At 44.9% G+C, this 18,901-nt stretch carries 18 protein-coding genes; 10 read left to right on the top strand and 8 right to left on the bottom strand.

The window, feature by feature from the left end; all coding sequences use genetic code 11:
* The first annotated feature begins 217 nt into the window (after positions 1 to 217).
* Complete coding sequence (locus MKX35_RS28645; protein ID WP_042185711.1) at positions 218 to 760, top strand: acyl-CoA thioesterase; 543 nt, start codon at positions 218 to 220, stop codon at positions 758 to 760.
* A gap of 140 nt (positions 761 to 900) precedes the next feature.
* On the opposite strand, the gene rplT is transcribed toward MKX35_RS28645, so the two are convergent.
* The 4 genes from rplT to MKX35_RS28625 form a co-directional block, all read right to left on the bottom strand.
* Positions 901 to 1,260: a 50S ribosomal protein L20 gene (rplT, locus tag MKX35_RS28640; protein ID WP_042125073.1), complete on the bottom strand. Its 360-nt coding sequence runs from the start codon at positions 1,258 to 1,260 to the stop codon at positions 901 to 903.
* Positions 1,261 to 1,291: 31 nt separating this feature from the next.
* On the bottom strand, positions 1,292 to 1,492 hold the full coding sequence (rpmI, locus tag MKX35_RS28635) for a 50S ribosomal protein L35 (protein WP_036679507.1): 201 nt from the start codon (positions 1,490 to 1,492) through the stop codon (positions 1,292 to 1,294).
* A 60-nt stretch (positions 1,493 to 1,552) separates the two neighbouring features.
* On the bottom strand, positions 1,553 to 2,050 hold the full coding sequence (gene infC, locus MKX35_RS28630) for a translation initiation factor IF-3 (protein WP_036679510.1): 498 nt from the start codon (positions 2,048 to 2,050) through the stop codon (positions 1,553 to 1,555).
* 279 nt (positions 2,051 to 2,329) lie between these two features.
* Positions 2,330 to 3,568 carry a glycosyltransferase family 2 protein gene (locus MKX35_RS28625; protein ID WP_042185708.1) on the bottom strand — a complete coding sequence of 413 codons (1,239 nt, stop codon included), beginning with the start codon at positions 3,566 to 3,568 and terminating at the stop codon, positions 2,330 to 2,332.
* A 404-nt stretch (positions 3,569 to 3,972) separates the two neighbouring features.
* Between MKX35_RS28625 and MKX35_RS28620 the strand changes: the two genes are divergently transcribed.
* Complete coding sequence (locus tag MKX35_RS28620; protein WP_042185706.1) at positions 3,973 to 4,500, top strand: phosphatase PAP2 family protein; 528 nt, start codon at positions 3,973 to 3,975, stop codon at positions 4,498 to 4,500.
* A gap of 49 nt (positions 4,501 to 4,549) precedes the next feature.
* Positions 4,550 to 5,665, top strand: a complete 1,116-nt coding sequence (locus MKX35_RS28615; RefSeq protein WP_081382712.1) for an MGDG synthase family glycosyltransferase — start codon at positions 4,550 to 4,552, stop codon at positions 5,663 to 5,665.
* An 84-nt stretch (positions 5,666 to 5,749) separates the two neighbouring features.
* Here MKX35_RS28615 and trmB read toward each other — a convergent pair whose 3' ends face one another.
* A complete protein-coding gene (trmB, locus tag MKX35_RS28610; protein WP_036679523.1) occupies positions 5,750 to 6,466 on the bottom strand; it encodes a tRNA (guanosine(46)-N7)-methyltransferase TrmB in 717 nt (238 codons plus the stop codon).
* Between the two features lie 196 nt (positions 6,467 to 6,662).
* Positions 6,663 to 6,848: a hypothetical protein gene (locus tag MKX35_RS28605; protein WP_042125061.1), complete on the bottom strand. Its 186-nt coding sequence runs from the start codon at positions 6,846 to 6,848 to the stop codon at positions 6,663 to 6,665.
* A 323-nt stretch (positions 6,849 to 7,171) separates the two neighbouring features.
* Between MKX35_RS28605 and MKX35_RS28600 the strand changes: the two genes are divergently transcribed.
* Genes MKX35_RS28600 through MKX35_RS28585 form a run of 4 tightly spaced genes read left to right on the top strand, consistent with a single transcriptional unit; the run spans position 7,172 to position 10,722 of the window.
* Entirely contained in the window at positions 7,172 to 8,128 is a 957-nt protein-coding gene (locus MKX35_RS28600) for a TIGR01212 family radical SAM protein (protein WP_076298239.1), read from the top strand.
* Positions 8,128 to 8,736, top strand: coding sequence for a class I SAM-dependent methyltransferase (locus MKX35_RS28595; RefSeq protein WP_076298240.1), 609 nt, complete (start codon positions 8,128 to 8,130; stop codon positions 8,734 to 8,736). Before MKX35_RS28600 ends, MKX35_RS28595 begins: the two co-directional genes overlap by 1 nt.
* A 39-nt stretch (positions 8,737 to 8,775) precedes the next feature.
* Positions 8,776 to 9,744 carry a type I phosphomannose isomerase catalytic subunit gene (locus MKX35_RS28590; protein ID WP_042185697.1) on the top strand — a complete coding sequence of 323 codons (969 nt, stop codon included), beginning with the start codon at positions 8,776 to 8,778 and terminating at the stop codon, positions 9,742 to 9,744.
* 27 nt (positions 9,745 to 9,771) lie between these two features.
* On the top strand, positions 9,772 to 10,722 hold the full coding sequence (locus MKX35_RS28585; RefSeq protein WP_076298241.1) for an alpha/beta fold hydrolase: 951 nt from the start codon (positions 9,772 to 9,774) through the stop codon (positions 10,720 to 10,722).
* A 315-nt stretch (positions 10,723 to 11,037) separates the two neighbouring features.
* Here the strand turns inward: MKX35_RS28585 and MKX35_RS28580 are convergent, their stop codons facing one another.
* Together MKX35_RS28580 and recQ are read right to left on the bottom strand one after the other, a co-directional pair.
* Positions 11,038 to 12,945 carry a B12-binding domain-containing radical SAM protein gene (locus tag MKX35_RS28580; protein ID WP_076284164.1) on the bottom strand — a complete coding sequence of 636 codons (1,908 nt, stop codon included), beginning with the start codon at positions 12,943 to 12,945 and terminating at the stop codon, positions 11,038 to 11,040.
* Between the two features lie 16 nt (positions 12,946 to 12,961).
* Positions 12,962 to 14,797, bottom strand: coding sequence for a DNA helicase RecQ (gene recQ, locus MKX35_RS28575; RefSeq protein ID WP_076284133.1), 1,836 nt, complete (start codon positions 14,795 to 14,797; stop codon positions 12,962 to 12,964).
* Between the two features lie 170 nt (positions 14,798 to 14,967).
* On the opposite strand from recQ, the gene MKX35_RS28570 reads away from it, so the two are divergent.
* From MKX35_RS28570 to MKX35_RS28560, 3 genes are read left to right on the top strand one after another with little or no spacing between them, the layout of a single operon-like run.
* Entirely contained in the window at positions 14,968 to 16,581 is a 1,614-nt protein-coding gene (locus MKX35_RS28570; RefSeq protein WP_081382713.1) for a spore germination protein, read from the top strand.
* Entirely contained in the window at positions 16,574 to 17,677 is a 1,104-nt protein-coding gene (locus tag MKX35_RS28565; RefSeq protein WP_076284132.1) for a GerAB/ArcD/ProY family transporter, read from the top strand. Before MKX35_RS28570 ends, MKX35_RS28565 begins: the two co-directional genes overlap by 8 nt.
* Entirely contained in the window at positions 17,670 to 18,893 is a 1,224-nt protein-coding gene (locus tag MKX35_RS28560) for a Ger(x)C family spore germination protein (protein ID WP_076298242.1), read from the top strand. The genes MKX35_RS28565 and MKX35_RS28560 overlap by 8 nt, the downstream gene beginning before the upstream one ends.
* Positions 18,894 to 18,901: the final 8 nt, after the last annotated feature.

Below are 18,901 nucleotides of genomic sequence, written 5' to 3'. Positions count from 1 at the left end.
TCCAGTCCATAAATGACCTCAGGTCAATAAATATTTGTACTTTTTCGTAAGTAACCGCTTTCCATGACACGACATGTTATCATCATGTTTGAACGATGTTAGAAAACCTTATTTTACTTTGTATAGTATTCCAACACATTACAAATATTATTGCACACTTATGTGTTTTCTATTATTATGATTGCTTAGTATTTGCACTGAAAGGAAGTTATCAGATATGACCGATGAAAAAAATCCACAAACGATGCCGGCTTTTAAATATTGCCGTGAATCCCGTGTCTTCAAAACCGGACGCGTTTTCCCTAATGATGTTAATAATCACAAAACATTGTTTGGCGGTAAGCTTATGAGCGGCATTGATGAAGTAGCCTCCATCTCAGCTATGCGCCATTGCCGTGCTAATGTCGTTACAGCCTCTACAGACTCTGTTGACTTCTTGAGGCCCATCCGACCTACAGACTCCGTATGTTTCGAATCCTTCGTTTCTTGGACCGGACGTACAAGCATAGAGGTATTTGTAAAGATCATTTCAGAAAACTTATATACGGGTGAGCGCGCCGTCGCTGCCACTTCATTCCTTACCTTTGTTGCAGTTGGGGAGGATGGCACTCCCACTCCAGTTCCTGCCATAATCCCAGAGACCGATGAAGAGAAACTGATCAGCGAATCAGCTAATGAACGTTCTGAGCTACGTAAAGTAAGAAGAACCATCAGTAAAAAGCTCGCTGCCGAGCTCAATACTGTGAAGTACTGGGAATAACTCTGCTTAATGCAGAGTTTTTTTTCTCGTTTTTTTACGGCAGAGAAATCATTTCCTCATTCTATATACTTCATACCACACAAAAAAGCACCGCTGCATGGGCAACACGCAGGCGGTGCTTTTCGATTATATTACAACACTTACGCGTTGATTTTCTCTTTGGCAATACCAGCCAAGGAGTTGAATGCGTTAAGATCATTTACAGCCAGATCAGCCAGCATCTTACGGTTAACTTCTACACCAGCCAATTTCAGGCCGTATACAAGCTTGCTGTAAGAAAGACCGTTCAAACGAGCTGCTGCATTAATACGAACGATCCACAGTCTGCGGAAGTTACGTTTAGTTTGACGACGGTCGCGGTAAGCGTAAACCATCGATTTCATTACTTGTTCTTTAGCTGTTTTAAAAATGCGGTGTTTAGAACCGAAATAACCTTTTGCCAATTTCAATACTTTTTTATGTCTACGACGAACTACAAATCCGCCCTTAACTCTTGCCATATTAATAAACCTCCCAAAAATGTGTGATAAACTATTTCAAGTTAGCCAATCCTTGTTTCAAACGTCTTACATCCCCAGGGGCCATTACTGGATTACCGTTCAGAACGCGCTTAGCGCGTTTAGATTTGTGGGACAGCAAGTGGTTTTTGTGAGCTTTGTAACGTGTTACTTTACCAGTTCCGGTAATTTTGAAGCGGCCTTTCAGGCTGCTATGTGTTTTCATCTTAGGCATGGTGTTTCCTCCTTGAATATTATGCGGCGCCAAATTGCATGTAAGCAAGTGACTCCAGATTTATTGGGCTTTAGGAGCCAAGATCATAATCATGCTGCGACCTTCCAGCTTAGGCTGGCGCTCAACAACAGATATATCAGCCACTTCGTTCTTAACACGCTCGAGGATTTTCTGGCCGATATTCGCATGTGTAATCTCACGTCCGCGGAAACGAACGGAGCACTTTACTTTATCGCCTTCACCCAAGAACTTGATCACATTGCGGAACTTGGTTTGATAATCATGTTCCTCAATGTTAGCACGGAACCAGACTTCCTTGATATCAACGACCTTCTGGTTCTTACGGGCTTCCTTCTCTTTCTTCTGCGTTTCATAACGGAACTTGCCGTAATCCATGATGCGGCATACCGGCGGCTTAGCCTGTGGTGCTACATTGACTAAATCTAGATTAAGATCGATCGCCATTTGCAACGCTTCGCGGATCGGTTTAATTCCGATTTGTTCACCTTCCGCACCAACCAACCGTACCTCTTTGGCCCGAATTTCATCATTGATCATATGTTCCTTACTGATAACTCTCCACCTCCGGATCTTTTTAACAACTATACTGCCTTACTCCATAAAAAAGGGGTGCCGGTAACACCCGACACCCCGTGTTTGATCAACGTTCATGAACATTAACATTCATAAAGCATTGAGATCAAAACCAGCCGGCGAATATGCCAGTCAGGTGAGAAGCAGGTGCTTCTTCTTGCAATCCCTATGATTTGCGTACTTGAATACTATACACCACTCCAAACGGAGTGTCAATTCTTTTATTCAATATTCTTAAATATCTTATACCTGCTTGCTTTGCACTTCTTCAAGTCTTACGACACGCGTATGCTTGGTATGGCTCCATTGCTTGTTGTTCTGCGTAAAGAACGCATAGAACGTAATTGGATACCAAGAGATCAGGTAAATTGGGAAGAACACCAGATAAGCGTACACCTTCTTGAATTTAACCTTCTCCAAAGCCATCGCAATCCCAAAGGTCACCAGATTCAAACCGATCGCAAGGAAACCGAGCCAGACTGGCAAGCTGCCGTAAATATTAGCAATATTCGGTCCGTTAAAGAGGGCCATATCCACCCACATTACCGCCGTCATCAAGAAGGTGAGCAAAACAATGTACACATTTGCTCCGTAAAGCGCAAGGTCAAACTTCGTTAGGCTACGTTCTTTAATACTTTGCCAAAGTAATGGAAAAAAATAACGACGAGCTACAGTAAAGTGTCCTTGCATCCAGCGCAGACGCTGTCTTGAAGAGGCCTTGAAAGTTAGAGGCTTCTCATCAAATACCTTTGCGTCATAGTTGAACTTAGGATATACACCATGAGATGCACTGCGCATCGTAAACTCCAGATCCTCAACCAAGCTTGTAGCTCCCCAGCCCATCTCTTTAAGGAGATTGGTCTCGAAACACATTCCTGTTCCGCCAAGGAAGTTCGCCATATTCAAATTATGGCGTGAAAGTTGCCACAAACGGTTAATATACCAATACGACACACCATACGCTGCAGTAATCCAGGAATCTTCTGGATTCTTGGTGTCAATATAACCTTGAATAACACGTGCTCCTGAACAAAGATCATTATTCATCTCCATTAGGAATTCAGTATGTGCCAGATTATCGGCATCAAACATTACAACTGCGTCATATTGACGCTGCATGCCCCAAAGCTCCTTGAGCATCCATTCAATGGCATAACCTTTACCACGTAGATTCGGGTTAGTACGGACACAAGCGTTCATTCCGTGCTCTCTAACGATGCGAGCTGTGCCATCTGTACAATTGTCACAAATTACAAATACGTCAAACAGTTCTGAAGGATAGTTAAGCTGCTTCAGGTTTTCCATTAACGCGCCGACGACTTCTTCCTCGTTATGTGCAGCAACAAGTACTGCAAATGTTTTTTCTGGCTTATACTTTGTCTTTGTCTTTTTCTTGTGCAGACCAAATAACGAAAAGGTAAACTGATATACTGCGATTGCTGCCAAGATCACTTGGAGCGTAACAAACAGTGCGTCTGTCATGACCTTTTGATGCCCCCTTTTTTTCACTCTCGGTGTTCTTTTTTTTCTCTCTAGCTTGCTTGACGTTCCTTCTGACCCTTTTGTTGCATCCCTTAACAATAGACCAAGAGTATTCTTATTCTAGGCAGACTTCACAATTTTTATATGTGTTGTTTAAAAGAATTGTATGGATTCCATTTATTTGGATCCTTATTTATCTCTTACCCTTTTAAACATGTTTAGTCCGCTTGAATCATTGTACGGCGTTAGCGGCTCTAAGTCAAAACTAGCAAATTTCTAGCAAAACTGAGCTTTTCCTTGAAATGGACTACCTTTAAAAAGTATGATTAAGACAGATCTAATGCTAAAGAACGGACTGCTCATAAGCACCTGTTATCGGTAGCCGACTGGCGGAGGGACAAGATATGAGACATTTATTCATGAAGCTACATCTCTGGGAGCGGCACCTTTTTAAGTGGATCAACGGACGAATGCATAATCGTTTTCTGAACTTTTGGCTCTTCTATCTCACTCATTTGGGTGGAGCTACAAGCACAATTGTTATCAACATACTGATATGGGCATTTGCTCCTCAGCCATGGAGAACCGCTAGCCTGCAAGCAATGACGGCTCTAGCTGTTAGCCATTTGCCCGTTGCTGTCGCCAAAAAACTGTATCCACGCATGCGGCCTTATCTGGCGTTACCGGATACGAATACATTTCGTAATCCATTAAAGGATCATTCTTTTCCTTCTGGTCATACTACAGCTATCTTTGCTTCAACGGTCCCATATATGGTAGCATTTCCTGCCTTGACCGTTATTCTGCTGCCGCTGGCCTGTATTGTCGGGTTTTCACGCATTTATCTGGGATTACATTATCCATCTGATGTCTTTGCAGGCTTAGTGATCGGAACCAGTGTTGCAGCGGGCACTATAGCCTTATGGATCTGAAGTATATATGGTTAAACCGGGAAAACCTTTGAGAATAGGTGAATCAAAATTGCAAAAAAAAAGAATTTTAATACTCTCAGAAGGCTTTGGAGCAGGACATACTCAAGCAGCTTATGCGCTGTCGAGCAGTCTGCGCCAACTGTCACCTAATTTACAAACGAAGGTGCTAGAACTTGGGAATTTCCTTAATCCCAAAATGGCACCCATTATTCTGTCTGCTTACCGTAAGACGGTAACGACTCAGCCAAAGCTGATGGGGTATGTCTACCGTCACCAGAAATCATTTAATCGTCTTACCACGCTTGCCCTGCATCGTATATTTTATACGCATACCAAAAATGTTGTTATGCAGTTGAAACCTGACGTTATTGTCTGCACACACTTCATTCCGGGTGCTGTAGTATCTCGTCTTAAGAGAGTGGATCCTACCCTAAAGATGCCACTCGTAACTGTTATAACGGATTATGACGCACATGCCAGTTGGATCAGTCCAGAGGTAGACCGTTATCTGGTATCAACACCAGAGGTTAAATCCAAATTGCGTATGCGAAACATTCCTTCTGCGAAAATTCAGGTTACAGGGATACCCGTACATCCTAACTTTTGGCAGCATCCTGGAAAGCAGGAGATTCGACAGCAATTCAATCTCAAGGATATGCCAACGGTACTAGTCATGGGCGGCGGCTGGGGGATCATGAACGATCAGGTTGTAAATGCCTGTCTGGCGGAATGGCGAGAGAAGATTCAGATTGTTTTCTGTCTCGGCAAGAATGAAGAGCTGCTTCAGGAAATGAAAGAAGACTCACGTTATAATCATCCTAATATATCCTTGATCGGCTTTACGCGTGAGATTGACAAGCTGATGGAGGTGTCCGATCTGCTCGTCACGAAGCCGGGTGGAATGACCTGCAGTGAAGGGCTTGCTAAAGGAATACCGATGCTGTTCTATAACCCTCTGCCCGGGCAGGAGGAGGAGAATTGCCGCTATTTTACCGCAGCAGGTTTCGGAGAGCCGATAGAGTCTTTAGACGTAGTCGTAATGTGGATGGAACGTCTATTAAACAACTACGAGGATGTGCAGAATAAGCGAAAACTTCATCTTGAGGAAATCGCCCGTTACCACCCATTGCAATGTGCTCAGAGCATTATCGAATTATTGGAATAGTTAATTTAAAAGCGGCAGCCTCCAAACCACTTGGAGGCTGCCGCTTTATTATTGAAGCACATCTTTTGGAGTAGTGCTTTGTAACTACAACCGATATTTGTCCAAACGGGTAGCTTGATACTGCTTGAGCGCTTCCGCACCTACAATGGCCTCACAACGATGGATATTCACGCCACGTCCGACAAATTTCGTCTCGTATTCCGTCATAATATGATCCTCATTTATGATGCCGTCCGCATGTAGGTCTAACGAGATATTTTTCATCTGTAGACCAAAGTCCGCAAATGCATTTAATGAGAATTCAAATAGGCTTCGAGAATCTGTTTTCAAATGAATTTCACCTAAGTCGCTTAGCAGCCCCCGATATTTGTCAAGAAAACGCGGGTGTGTCAAACGACGACGAGCATGCTTACTCTTTGGCCACGGATCACTGAAGTTAAGATAAATTCGTTCCAGCTCTCCTGGAGCAAATACTTCCTCTGCATAATCAATATTGGCGAGTGCCAATTTCAGGTTGGGCGGCGTCTCATGACCTGCCGGCTCCCATACTGCTCTAGCCTTATCTCCAGCACGGCGGATCAGCTCATCATACATATCAACGCCGATAAAATTAATATCGGGATATTTGAAGCTCATTTGGCTGATAAACTGTCCCTTGCCCATTCCGAACTCCACATGGATCGGATGATCATTCCCGAACAGCTTGGACCACTCACCTTTATAACTCCGAGGGTCAAGAATGACTAGATCGGTCTGTTCTTCCAAACTTTCACGTATTCCTTTTCTTCCGCGTAAACGCATAGGTATTCCTCCGATTATCTCTTATACGATAACTGTCACTTGCAATATTGTGCCGAAATTGTCCCGAAAAGTAAAGGGATTGAGGTAAAAAAGAAAAAGGAATTCTCTGGCTCAGCTCTTAAATGAGCTATCCAGGGGAATTCCTTCGTTGTGTATATTTGGAATTAAGGCTCATTCTTGTCCGGTAGATTAGGATCTACTTTGTGTTTGAGCTGGTGGCAAATGTCTTTTTTTCGAATGCGCTGCGAATTTTACGCTGTGCATCTGTCTTGATCTTAGGGTTGCCGTTAAATTCCACACCTGTTAGTGCAAGGGCTTCATCTGGCGTTAAGTGGACTTCAATCGAATCTTTACCCTCAGCATATACCGTTTGAGAATTCATTGCTATCACCTCACGGTTATTATTATGGATCGGACGACACGAAATTATGAACTCCTGGCTGAATTTCTTTAAGCCACAGCAGCTTTTCACACTCTGAATATAACATACTATGTAAGCATTTTCAAGTTGAGAGCGCCTTACTTTCGGCCTATTTTTCATGCCAGTACCGGGAGTGAATGTTACGCCGAGCTCTGTTTTTTGATACAATGTATTGGATTATAAGAAACGGCTGTGTGTTCTTTTATAAAGGATGCCATCCGTCTCAGAAAAATATAAGGATAAGGATACTTATCTATGTTTATATTTTCAGAAAGGAGCTCCTCGTGTCTAATCTTCAATACACTACTCCTCCGCAGCTTTGGGGAGATAAACGTTTTCATACCTGGAATTACGAAATGCGTGAACATTTGAACACCAAGGTATTCAAAGTTATGCTTGATGCAGGCTTTACCTGTCCCAACCGTGACGGTTCCATCGCTAAAGGTGGTTGTACTTTTTGCAGTGCCAGAGGTTCTGGTGATTTTGCGGGAAGTCGCCGAGATGATCTCGTCACCCAATTTAATAATATCCGTGACAAGCAGCATCTAAAATGGCCAAACGCTAAATACATTGGATATTTTCAGGCCTATACGAATACGTACGCTCCGGTCGAAGAGCTTAGAGAATATTTCGAAGTGATTTTACAGCAGCCAGGTGTCGTTGGACTATCTATTGCTACACGGCCTGACTGTTTGCCGGATGATGTTGTCGAATATTTGGCCGAGCTAAACGAGCGCACGTATCTGTGGGTAGAGATGGGTCTCCAGACTATACACGACTCCACCTCTGAGCTAATTAACCGGGCTCACGATAGCCAGTGTTATGTAGATGCTGTTGAGAAGTTGCGGCGTCATGGCATTCGTGTCTGCACCCATATCATTCACGGTCTCCCACAGGAGACGCATGAAATGATGCTTGAAACGGTATCTGCTGTGGCTCGCATGGATGTGCAAGGAATTAAGATTCACCTTCTGCATCTCATGCGTAAAACACCCATGGTGAAGCAATACGAAGCTGGATTGCTACGATTCATGGAACAGGACGAGTATGTGAAGCTCATTGCCGATTCACTCGAAATTTTGCCCCCTGAAATGATTGTACATCGCTTGACTGGAGACGCTCCTCGGGATATCTTAATCGGACCGATATGGAGCCTCAAGAAATGGGAAGTGCTAAATGCCATTGACGATGAGCTAGTTGCTCGTGATACTTGGCAGGGTAAGTATTGGAGGAAGAGCTAATGGGCTTTATGTCCGTTTTAAGCTTTGCTCATAAATTAATCTCTGAGCGGTTAACTTTAGGTGATCGTGCGATTGATGCCACTGTAGGTACTGGTGCTGATACGCTTTTTCTAGCCAAAGCAACCGGAACTCGCGGTGAAGTCTACGGCTTTGACATTCAAGCTACAGCGCTGAGGCTGGCTGAAGAGCGCCTGCGGCTTGCAAGAGAGGAAGCTCCCTCGCTCGCCACCGTCACCTTGCTGGAACGTAGTCACGCCGAAATGGCTGAAGCTGTTCCAGCGAACTGGCATGGCACCGTTGGAGCTGTAATGTTCAATCTAGGCTACTTGCCTTCAGGAGATGCCGACAAGAACATCATTACTCAGCCGGACAGCTCCATTGCAGCCTTGGAAGCTTCTCTCCAGTTACTGCGTCCAGGTGGGATCATTACGGCAGTTCTTTATCCCGGCCATGCAGGCGGAGATAAAGAAGCCGCTGCCGTTGAATCTTGGGCAGCAGCTGTTTCCCAAAAGGTAGCACAAAGCATTGTTTATCGTCAGCTGCAGCGCACGGATTCACCTTATATGATTGCGCTCGAAAAGAAAAAGGAATCCCCTCTTAAACTGTAAGCATCAAACTATTTTATATTTGGGAAGGAAGATGTAGCAATGACTCAACCATATCCTTTGAAATTTCAACCGGAGTTTAAAGAACGTGTCTGGGGAGGCCGCGCGCTGGAGAAATTCGGCTTAGATCTACCTGAAGGACATATTGGCGAAGGCTGGATGATCGCCGATCACGCGAATGGAACGTCTTCGGTGGTAAACGGAGAGTTAGCCGGTCAAGGCTTAGATCAAATTCGTGAGCAGTTCGGCCATGAATGGTTCGGAAGCAAAGGGATTTCAGAAACGGGTGGAAGATTTCCTCTACTAATCAAATTGCTGGATTGCAACGACAATCTTTCCGTTCAAGTCCACCCTACAGATGATTATGAGGGATTGCCACAAGGTGAACTGGGCAAAACAGAGATGTGGTACGTGTTAGACGCTAAGCCAGGTGCCAAAATCATCTATGGTCTTAAAGAAGGCGTGGATCGTGAAACATTGCGTGAAGCACTGGAGAAAGGCACTGTTATGGATAGCCTTCAAGAAGTATCTGTCTCTGCAGGAGACTCCTTCTATATTCCCGCCGGAACCGTTCATGCGCTATGTGCTGGTGTCGTTGTAGCAGAGATCCAGCAAAATTCCGACACTACATACCGCATTTATGACTATGACCGTCCAGGCCTGGACGGAAAACCACGTGAGCTTCATATTGAAGATTCACTTAATGTTACAGCTTATGAAGGCGCCGGGGCTACTTCGATGAAGACAGATAACGCAGTCCCTGGAGAGTGGCTGCAACTTGCCGCTTCGCCATATTTTATCGTAGAAAAAGGAATCGTAAATGGTTCATGGGACCTCACCACTACAGAAGACAGCTTCACTATTCTAGTCATCTGTGAAGGCAGCGGACATCTTACTTGGGATGGCGGCTCCCAACCTTATGCTGCAGGAGAATGCTATCTGATTCCTTCCAGTCTCGGCCGTTACGCTATCGAAGGTCATTCTACTGTGCTTCGCTCTTATTTACCATAAGTCGAGAACCTTTAGGAGGAATGGACCATGAAGGAAAATAGTTTTACCCTAACGGATCCCATAGGTGTAAATATCCATGTCTATGAATGGTTACCTGAATCCGATGTGCCAGTTAGAGGAATCGTGCAAATTTCTCACGGTATGTGTGAAACAGCTATCCGCTATGCTCGTTTTGCGGAAGCATTAACCGGAGTAGGTTATGCAGTATATGTCAATGACCACCGGGGACATGGTAAAACCGCTGGTCAAGTTGATCTGCTTGGCGATGTTGGTGAAGACGGATTCTACTGGATGCGGCGCAATCTGCTCCAGGTAGCAGCCAAAGCACTCTCCAAACATGAAGGTAAGCCCATCTTTCTATTCGCTCATAGTATGGGCTCCTTTCTGGCTCAAAAGCTGATGTGTGAAGAGGGTAACGAAATCTATGCAGGATTTATCCTAAGCGGTACAAATGGTCCTCGCGGTATGCTGCGCCTTGGAGAATCTCTGGCTAGTGCACAGCTCAAGTTAAAGGGTGAACATCACCGAAGTGTACTACTGAACAGCTTAGTATTCGGCAGTTACAACCGTGCTTTTTCTCCTGTAAGAACTGCATATGACTGGCTGAGCAGCGATGATGCGGAAGTTGATAAGTACATTGCCGATCCATTCTGCGGAGCCATTTGTACAACACGCTTTTTCCGTGGTTTTTTCCACCTCCTAAGGGAGATCCATTCCGAGGAATCACTTAAAACATTATGTACAAGTAAGCCCATTTATATATTTGGTGGGGATAAGGATCCTGTAGGGATGAGCGGCCAAGGCATTCCTCGTCTTGCGGAGCTGTACAAGAAACGAGGGATATCGGACGTAGAGTATCGGCTCTATCCAGGTGGCAGGCATGAAATGCTTAATGAGGTGAACCGGGATCAAGTTACAGCCGATGTGCTTAACTGGTTAGAACAGCATCTCCCTTCTGAGGTTACGACTACAGCTTAAAAGTACAAAACAGGGGTGCCCCAAAAGCCGTGAAATGGCTAGTTGGGACACCCCTTATTTTTGATTAGAGAACATTGGCACTTGTTGTAGACGCTCCCCTTCTTTGAGCAGAAAGTTTCTAAAATCAAAAAAAACGTGGGGAGCGTAAACTTACCAGCTTCAGCAGAATGTTCGCAAACGAAACCAATACAACCTCTTGCGCCACTTTAGGCGTAACTGAAACACAGCGCTTGCGGACTCAGAAGACGCTTGCGCATGTAACAAAAAAAGACCGCCCCCAAAGGAACGGTCTTTCCTCCCAACACAATCGCCTTATTACAAAGGCAGCGTATAATACTGAGCGCGTTGGCTCTCGTTCTGCTGATACATTACGATTAGCAGTGTACGACCTTCTCGAACGGAAGGTGATTCAGCTACAGCTACAGCAGAGCTTGTGGTTTGGACAGACTCTTCTAAACTACTTTCTGTAACTTCCTGTATTAATGACTCAGGAGAAAGTACAGCCCCGTCGTTAGCATTGTCTGCTTCCTCTTCCTCTGAACCCACATCCGCCCGTAGACCGCTGATGGATTCCAGCACCGCTTCAAGCGAGAACGGTAGCACTTCAAGCACCGTATATTTTTGCAGCTCTCTTTCACTGAGTCCGGCTTCTGCCAATTGCGCAGAGATTTGACCCGGATTAGCAGCGATATCCCTCAAGTAACTCGACCAATCCGACTTATCCAGCACGAAATCCCACCAGATTTTGCGAGGCTTATACTTGTGTCCTAGGAAATAATCAAGCTTCATTAGCCCAGTAATAATATCCATAGACGGAGTCCCACGATCTATCAAGAAGGACTGCAAACGGGTAAAGAGATCTTCTAGCTGATGCCCAATCTTTTGCCAGCCTCTCTCCTCCCAGTAGTCACCGAACTCCTGAAAGAAATCAAATGGTGAATCAAACACGTGACGGATCAAGTATTTGGCTGTATGGTCCATCCGGTGGCTGTTCCAGTATTTCTCCAGCACATCCTCAAGCCGCTTCAAACGAATAATATCCGAGAAGGTCATCATATGACTGCTAAGAATTTCGTAAGGGGCATGTTCCATATACGTATACTCATATTTTGCCGCCTGTGCACGCAGACCCGTCCCGCGAAGCATTTTGAGGAATCCAAGTTGCAGCTCTTCTGGCTCCATAACGAATACATCATTAAAGGTTTTGCGGAAGGTGGTGTAATCCTCCATCGGAAGCCCCGCGATCAAATCCAGATGCTGATCGATATTGCGACTTTCCTTAATCTTCATTACCGTACGAGACAGCTTCTTGAAATTCTGGCGACGTTTAACAAGCTCGTTCGTCTCATCATTTGTAGACTGTACACCAATCTCAAATCTAAAGATGCCCGGAGGCGCATTATTCGACAGGAAATCCAGAACTTCTGGCCGCATGATATCTGCTGTGATTTCAAACTGGAACACACAGCCTTGATGATTATCGATCAGGAATTGAAACATTTCCATCGCATAGTTGCGGTTGATATTGAAGGTGCGGTCCAAGAATTTAATGATTTTGGCACCATTTTCAATTAAGTAGAGTAAATCAGACTTCACTCGCTCAATATCATAGTAACGTACGCCTACCTCAATACTGGATAAACAAAATTGACAATTAAACGGGCAGCCACGGCTTGTCTCAAAATAAACAATACGTTTGCTCAGATCTGGAATATCCTCTGGAAAACGATGCGGTGTAGGTAGCGTATTTAGATCGCTTTTGGGACGAGGTGGATTTACAATGATCTCCTCTCCCTTACGATAAGCAGTTCCGTACACAAAATGAAATTTCCGGTCGTCTCTCAGCTCCTGCAGCAGATGATGAAATGTCTCTTCTCCATCTCCGTTGACGATGAAATCAACGCCAGCTTCTCTCTTCATCCAATGCAGCGGCTCATAAGAGACTTCCGGTCCTCCGAGAACAATCGCAACCTCAGGCATCACTTGCTTAAGAATTCCGATCAGCTTGAGCGTCTCTTCAATATTCCAGATATAACAGGAGAAGCCAATCACATCTGGCCGTTTCTGAAACAAGTCGGACACGATATTCATCACGGGATCTTTAATGGTGTACTCCACCAAATGAATATCTTTAAATTCATGCTCACTGTAAGCTTTAAGCAAACGGATCGCCAGTGAGGTATGGATATATTTTGCGTTTAGCGTGGTCAGAACGATTTTCAATGCTACACGACCTTTTCTACATTTCATTTTGAAAAAACTCTAGGAATGCCTTACCATACTTCCGGTATTTCACTTCCCCGACACCCTTTACCCTCAGCATTTCCGCTTCGGTCTGCGGGCAAACCACACTCATCTCACGCAGCGTGGCATCATTAAAAATAATATATGAGGGCACATGCTCACGTCCCGCCAACTCTCGCCGGATCAGACGCAGCTGCTCAAAGACGGTCTCATTGACTGCCGAAGGTGACAGGTCATGCCCGCGACTACGAACTCGCGTACCAGATGCCGCACCTGCTCGTGATGGCCGCGCTACTCGCTGCATGACCTCACGCTGTCCGCGCAGTACCTCAGCAGCCAAAGGCTGGAGCCGCACTACGGGGTATTGTCCTTCAGACAAAGCAAGATATCCCTCAGAGATGAGTACATTGATGCTCTCTGAGATCTCCTTCTCTGTCCGGCTCGACATCGCCCCATGCGTTGGCAGCTTGTCAAAACCATATTGCATCACCTTCTGATTGCGAGAGCCTTTCAACACAGAAGCCACCAACGCAACTCCATAACGTTCCCGCATACGGTGAATGCAGGAGAATATTTTCTGCGCATCTACGGTCATATCTACAAGCTCTCGTTCATCTGTACATGAGCTGCAAATGCCGCATAACTTGTCCTCATGCTCCTCACCGAAATAATCCAGCTGGGCACTGCGCAAGCAGCGGGTAGTATAACAATAATCAATCATTTGCTGAAGCTTGCGATATTCGTTAGCTTTACGGTCCGTATCCTGCGGATTCTGCTCGATCAGGAACTTTTGCGTCATAATATCCTGCGCACTAAACAGCAAAATACATTCACTCGGCTCCCCGTCACGTCCAGCACGGCCCGCTTCCTGAACATAAGCTTCCATATTTTTTGGCATATTATAATGAATTACGTACCGGACATTGGATTTGTCAATCCCCATCCCAAAAGCGTTGGTGGCCACCATGACCCGGATATCGTCATATAGGAAGCCTTCCTGGCTATCTGCCCGCTCCTGATCATTCATACCTGCGTGATAGCGGCCTGCCGCTATTCCTGAAGCCTGCAGCCTTTGATATAGATCATCCACTTCTTTGCGTGTAGCCGCATAAACAATACCCGGCTGATGAGAATGCGTTGCGGTGTAATCCATGACGAATTCCCGCTTATTCTCTCCACGTAGCACAGACATCGCTAGATTATCTCTTCCAAGTCCAGTCATGAAAATACCCGGCTCGCGCAGACGCAGCAGCCGAACCATATCCTCCATAACCTCTGGTGTTGCCGTCGCTGTAAATGCAGCCAAGATCGGCCGTTCTGGCAGCTCGTTCACAAAAGGCGATACCGACAAATAACTTGTACGGAAATCATGTCCCCACTGAGATACACAGTGCGCCTCATCCACAGCCACACAGGAAATCGCCAGCTCAGCCATCTCCAGACGGAACCAGTCCAGCTCTAGCCTTTCGGGCGCAACATAAAGCAGCTTCAAATCTCCGCGACGGGCAGCCCGAATCCGCTCATTTACTTCTTTCCCGCTTAACGTGCTATTAATAAAGGCTGCCGGAATACCTGCCGTGGTTAACGCATCGACCTGATCCTTCATCAGAGAGATCAATGGTGAGATCACCAGTGTCAGCCCAGGAAGCAGCAGTGCGGGAACTTGATAGCAAATCGATTTCCCACCTCCCGTAGGAAGAATACCGAGTGTGTCGCGACCTTCCAGCAAGTTCTGAACAATCTTCTTCTGACCATCCCGAAAATCCGGATAACCGTAATATTTTTGCAGCTCAGCCTGCGCCTGTTCAATAGTAGGTGCTTGCATCATCATATCTCTCATAACCCCTTAAGCGTTTCTATCTTTAGTTTAGCGGTCAAAAGTGTATTGAGCAACACTCCTTAACTATGGTCACCATGTTCTTCCTTTGAAATATTTACATAAAAGGCCTTCTTTTAAGCCAAGCTTTAAGAAGAGAGATTTCATAGAAGGGTGGAGCGACCGTGCAAAATTGGAAACAAAAATATACCTCTTTTAAACATAAGCCTGCACGCAAAGAGTCCTCTGCCCAGGACAATCGTCCGGTAAAGCCACTGGATTCCAGCCTGGAGAGCAATATAAGCTTCATTCAACAAGTCTTTGGAGAAGACAGCGATCTTATAGTCCGTAACTTCAAGGTGTACGGTAGACATGATGCGGCTATTATCTTTTTTTCTTCTGTGGTGGACCAGAATCAAATTCAGAACTATGTTTTAAAGCCATTAATGAATGTTTCCTCTGATCTCTCAGAAATTCCAAAAGATCTAAAGGATTTACCTGATTACATCTGGAGTATGACGGTACAAGTAACACAAGGTAACCGTACTAAGGATCTAAATACTCTAGCCTCTATCTTGCTGGAGGGAAATGTAGTTCTAATCATAGATGGAATGGATCAGGCACTTTACTTCAATCTGCGTAAAATTGAGCATCGTAGCATTGAGCAACCTCAAACTGAACAAGTCATACGCGGTTCGCGTGATGGGTTTATAGAGAATTTAGAATCCAATATCTCTTTGCTTCGCTATCGACTACAAACACCGGATTTTCGTGTAGTAACTGCCCCTCTTGGCGTACGGACGCGCTCAAAAGTATCTGTTTGTTATATCGAAGGAATAGCCGATCCAGGGCTAGTTCAAAAGGTGATGAGGCGATTATCAGCAATAAATGTAGACGGCATCCTTGATGCGGGGTATATCGAGCAATTCATAGAGGATCATCCCCTTTCCCCGTTTCCACAGGTTCAGCCAACCGAACGTCCGGATAAATCTATAGCCTCTTTATTAGAAGGACGAGTCATCATCCTTGTAGATGGCTCACCATTCTGCCTCATCGTCCCGGCGCTTTTCAATCAGTTCTTTCAGACGATGGATGACTATACAGAACGTTTTGTTGTAGGAAGCCTCCTAAGAATGATCCGCCTGATCGCATTATTATTTTCCCTTTTCTTCCCAGCCTTATATGTATCCATTATCTCTTTCAATCCTGAGCTATTGCCGACAGAGTTCGCCGTAGCAATAACTGGTGCAAGAGCTGGCGTACCCTTTCCAGCCGTATTGGAAGTTCTGATTATGGAAGTCTTCATGGAGGTGCTGCGCGAAGCAACCATTCGCCTACCGCAAATGATTGGCGGGGCTCTTTCTATTGTAGGTGTGCTTGTCATTGGTCAGGCAGCCGTAGCAGCAGGTCTGGCGAGTCCCACTACCGTAGTTGTTGTTGCTATAACGACCATAGGGTCTTTTGCCACACCCGCTTACAATGCTGCTATCTCTTCAAGAATGCTTAGATTTCCATTGATCATATTGGCAGGCTGCTTTGGCCTGTACGGAGTAATGCTTGGCACTATTGTTATTGTTAACCACTTATTATTCCTGGAATCCTTTGGCGTTCCCTACATGACACCCTTTGTGCCTACGATTTGGAAGGACCTCAAGGATAGTATCGTTCGGGTACCTTTATGGTGGATGCGAAGTCGCCCAAGCTTTCTCAATACACCTGATCCTGACCTTCTTGCGAAGGATATCCCCAAAATGCATACCGATCTGATTTTTAAGGAGAAAAGTGAAGCTGATGAATAGTAACCGCCCCATAACAACGATCCAAGTCATGGCTGTAATCATCAGTACGATTATAGGAATAGGAATCTTAAGTATTCCTCGTTATATGGCTGAAGCCGGAGACAGTGGTGCACCGCTCGTAACTGCTTCTGGCGTACCTGTTGCTTTTTTGGGTTGCTGGTTTACAGCGGTTGTCTGCCGAAAATTCCCTAACGAAACGTTGTTCGTATTCAGCCGCCGCCTTCTCGGAACTTGGCTCGCGGACATTTTCTCCATGCTTATTTTTTTGTTTTTTGCTTTCTCTGCCGGGATCACCATGCGCCAATTCGGAGAAGTATGTGTTGCGGTTGTCTTTAAAAAGACACCAATCGAAGCAGTAATTCTCTTAATGCTCCTACTGGTTGCCTTATCAATCCGTAGAAATATTGTAAAATTCACTTATGTACATGTTTTTTATTTACCCTTTATTCTATTATCCGCTATCGCAATTATATTGGTAGCTATGAGAAATGTTGATGTTCTGAACTTGCTACCCCTCACCGGAAATCACACCACCTTTTCAAGCTTTTCCAAAGGAACGATTACGTCCGCTGGCCTTTATCAAGGCACATTTGTCATCATCCTGCTGGTTCCTCTAATGAAAAAACCTCAACAGATCCTTAAAGCAGGCACTGTTGCGCTTGGTATCATTGGATTCATTTATGTAATGATCGTGTGGGTCACTCTAGGCATGTTTGGAGCTCAGGAAACCAAATTACTGTCCTATCCAACCCTAGAAGCAGCTCGCTCCATATCCATCGGCGCAGGACTATTAGAACGGTTTGATGCTCTTTTTATAATAATTTGGGTGATTTCTATATTCACTACCATTTTTACGAACTACTACTTAGCCGCATACTCTCTGCAACAAGTGCTGCGGCACAAGGATCACCGCCTAATATCCAGTTTCTTACTTCCACTTATCTTCACTTTTTCACTTTTGCCGAGAAACATATTTCAGGTCTATTCATTTGCTAGCATTACAGCGATAATCGGTTTGATTTTTTTGACCTTCTATCCTCTTTTATTATGGTTAGTCTCTTTAATCCGAAATAAAGGGGCCATTTCTCATGAATGAAAAAATTTATAAGCGTGTAGTTCTTATTTTTATTCTCTCACTCCTGTCTGGATTGCTCGCAGGTTGCTGGGACCAGCTCGAAATTGAAGATCGTGCATTGGTGCTAGGGTTATCCATTGATTCCGTCCCTCCAGACAGCAAAACAAATGATGACCAAACCACTCATCTTAAAAGCGCAAATATTAACCTACCCCAAATTCGTGTAACCGCCCAAATTGCGGTTCCGGGAAGAGTTCCACTCGGACCAGGCAGTGGGGGTGAAGGCGGAGGCGGGAATCAAAATCCAGTATGGGTCGTAGAAGTATACGGGTACACATTAGATGACGCCATGAACAATTTGCAGCAGCAAATTTCTGATCCACGTTATCTAATTCATTTACGAGTGATTATTATTAGTGAGGATATTGCAAGAAAAAACATGGATGACTTAAATGATTATTTGCGTCGCAATCCAGAAGTTCGTCGCCGGACCTGGCTGCTAGTATCCGAAGGGGAAGCTGCCAAATTCATGAATATTAATCCTCCGCTGCAGCGAGTGCCGACTCTTTACATCCTCTCCACCATGGAAAAAGCAGTGACATCGGGGAAATTTCCCGCTGATTATATAGGTGTATTCTGGTCAGCAAATTCCAAATGGGGCGAAAGTGGTTATCTGCCTTACGTCTCATTACATCAGGAAGACAATATCATGATTAAAGGCCTAGCTTACTTTAGTGGTGGAGTGATGGTCGGTTCGACGATTCCGATTGAGATTGGCGCATATATGTCCATGAAGGGCATTAATCCGGGGGGATACTCCGATCTTTTTTATGCTGATGAATTCGGTCCGGTGATGCTCAAGGTCAACGACCGGTTCACGAGGGTGAAAGTTCAATTCAAAGAGGGCAAACCTCATATCACCTATAATCTTTCTTTAGAAGCGGATCTGGACGAGCATTTACGCAATGATATCAGTATTGCTTCCAGTCGTTCTTTAGAAAAGATTGAAGATATCTTTCAAAAGAGAGTGATCGGTATTTTTAACCACCTTATCAAAGAAACTCAGGAAGCGCATTCCGATGTCTTTGGCATGGGTGAATATATTCGTGCATATGCTCCCTCCTACTGGAAAGCCCATGTTCGTGACAAACATGACTGGGAGCAGCAGTATTCCAATCTCAGTATTGAAGTTAAGTTGAAAACTCACATCGACAGAGTAGGTCTTAAACAAAATTAAATGACGTT

This window comes from Paenibacillus sp. FSL R5-0923 (assembly GCF_038009145.1).
Lineage (GTDB): Bacteria > Bacillota > Bacilli > Paenibacillales > Paenibacillaceae > Paenibacillus_AQ.
The sequence above is the reverse complement of the archived record's forward strand: the minus strand, read 5'-3'. Positions and strand labels throughout refer to the sequence as shown.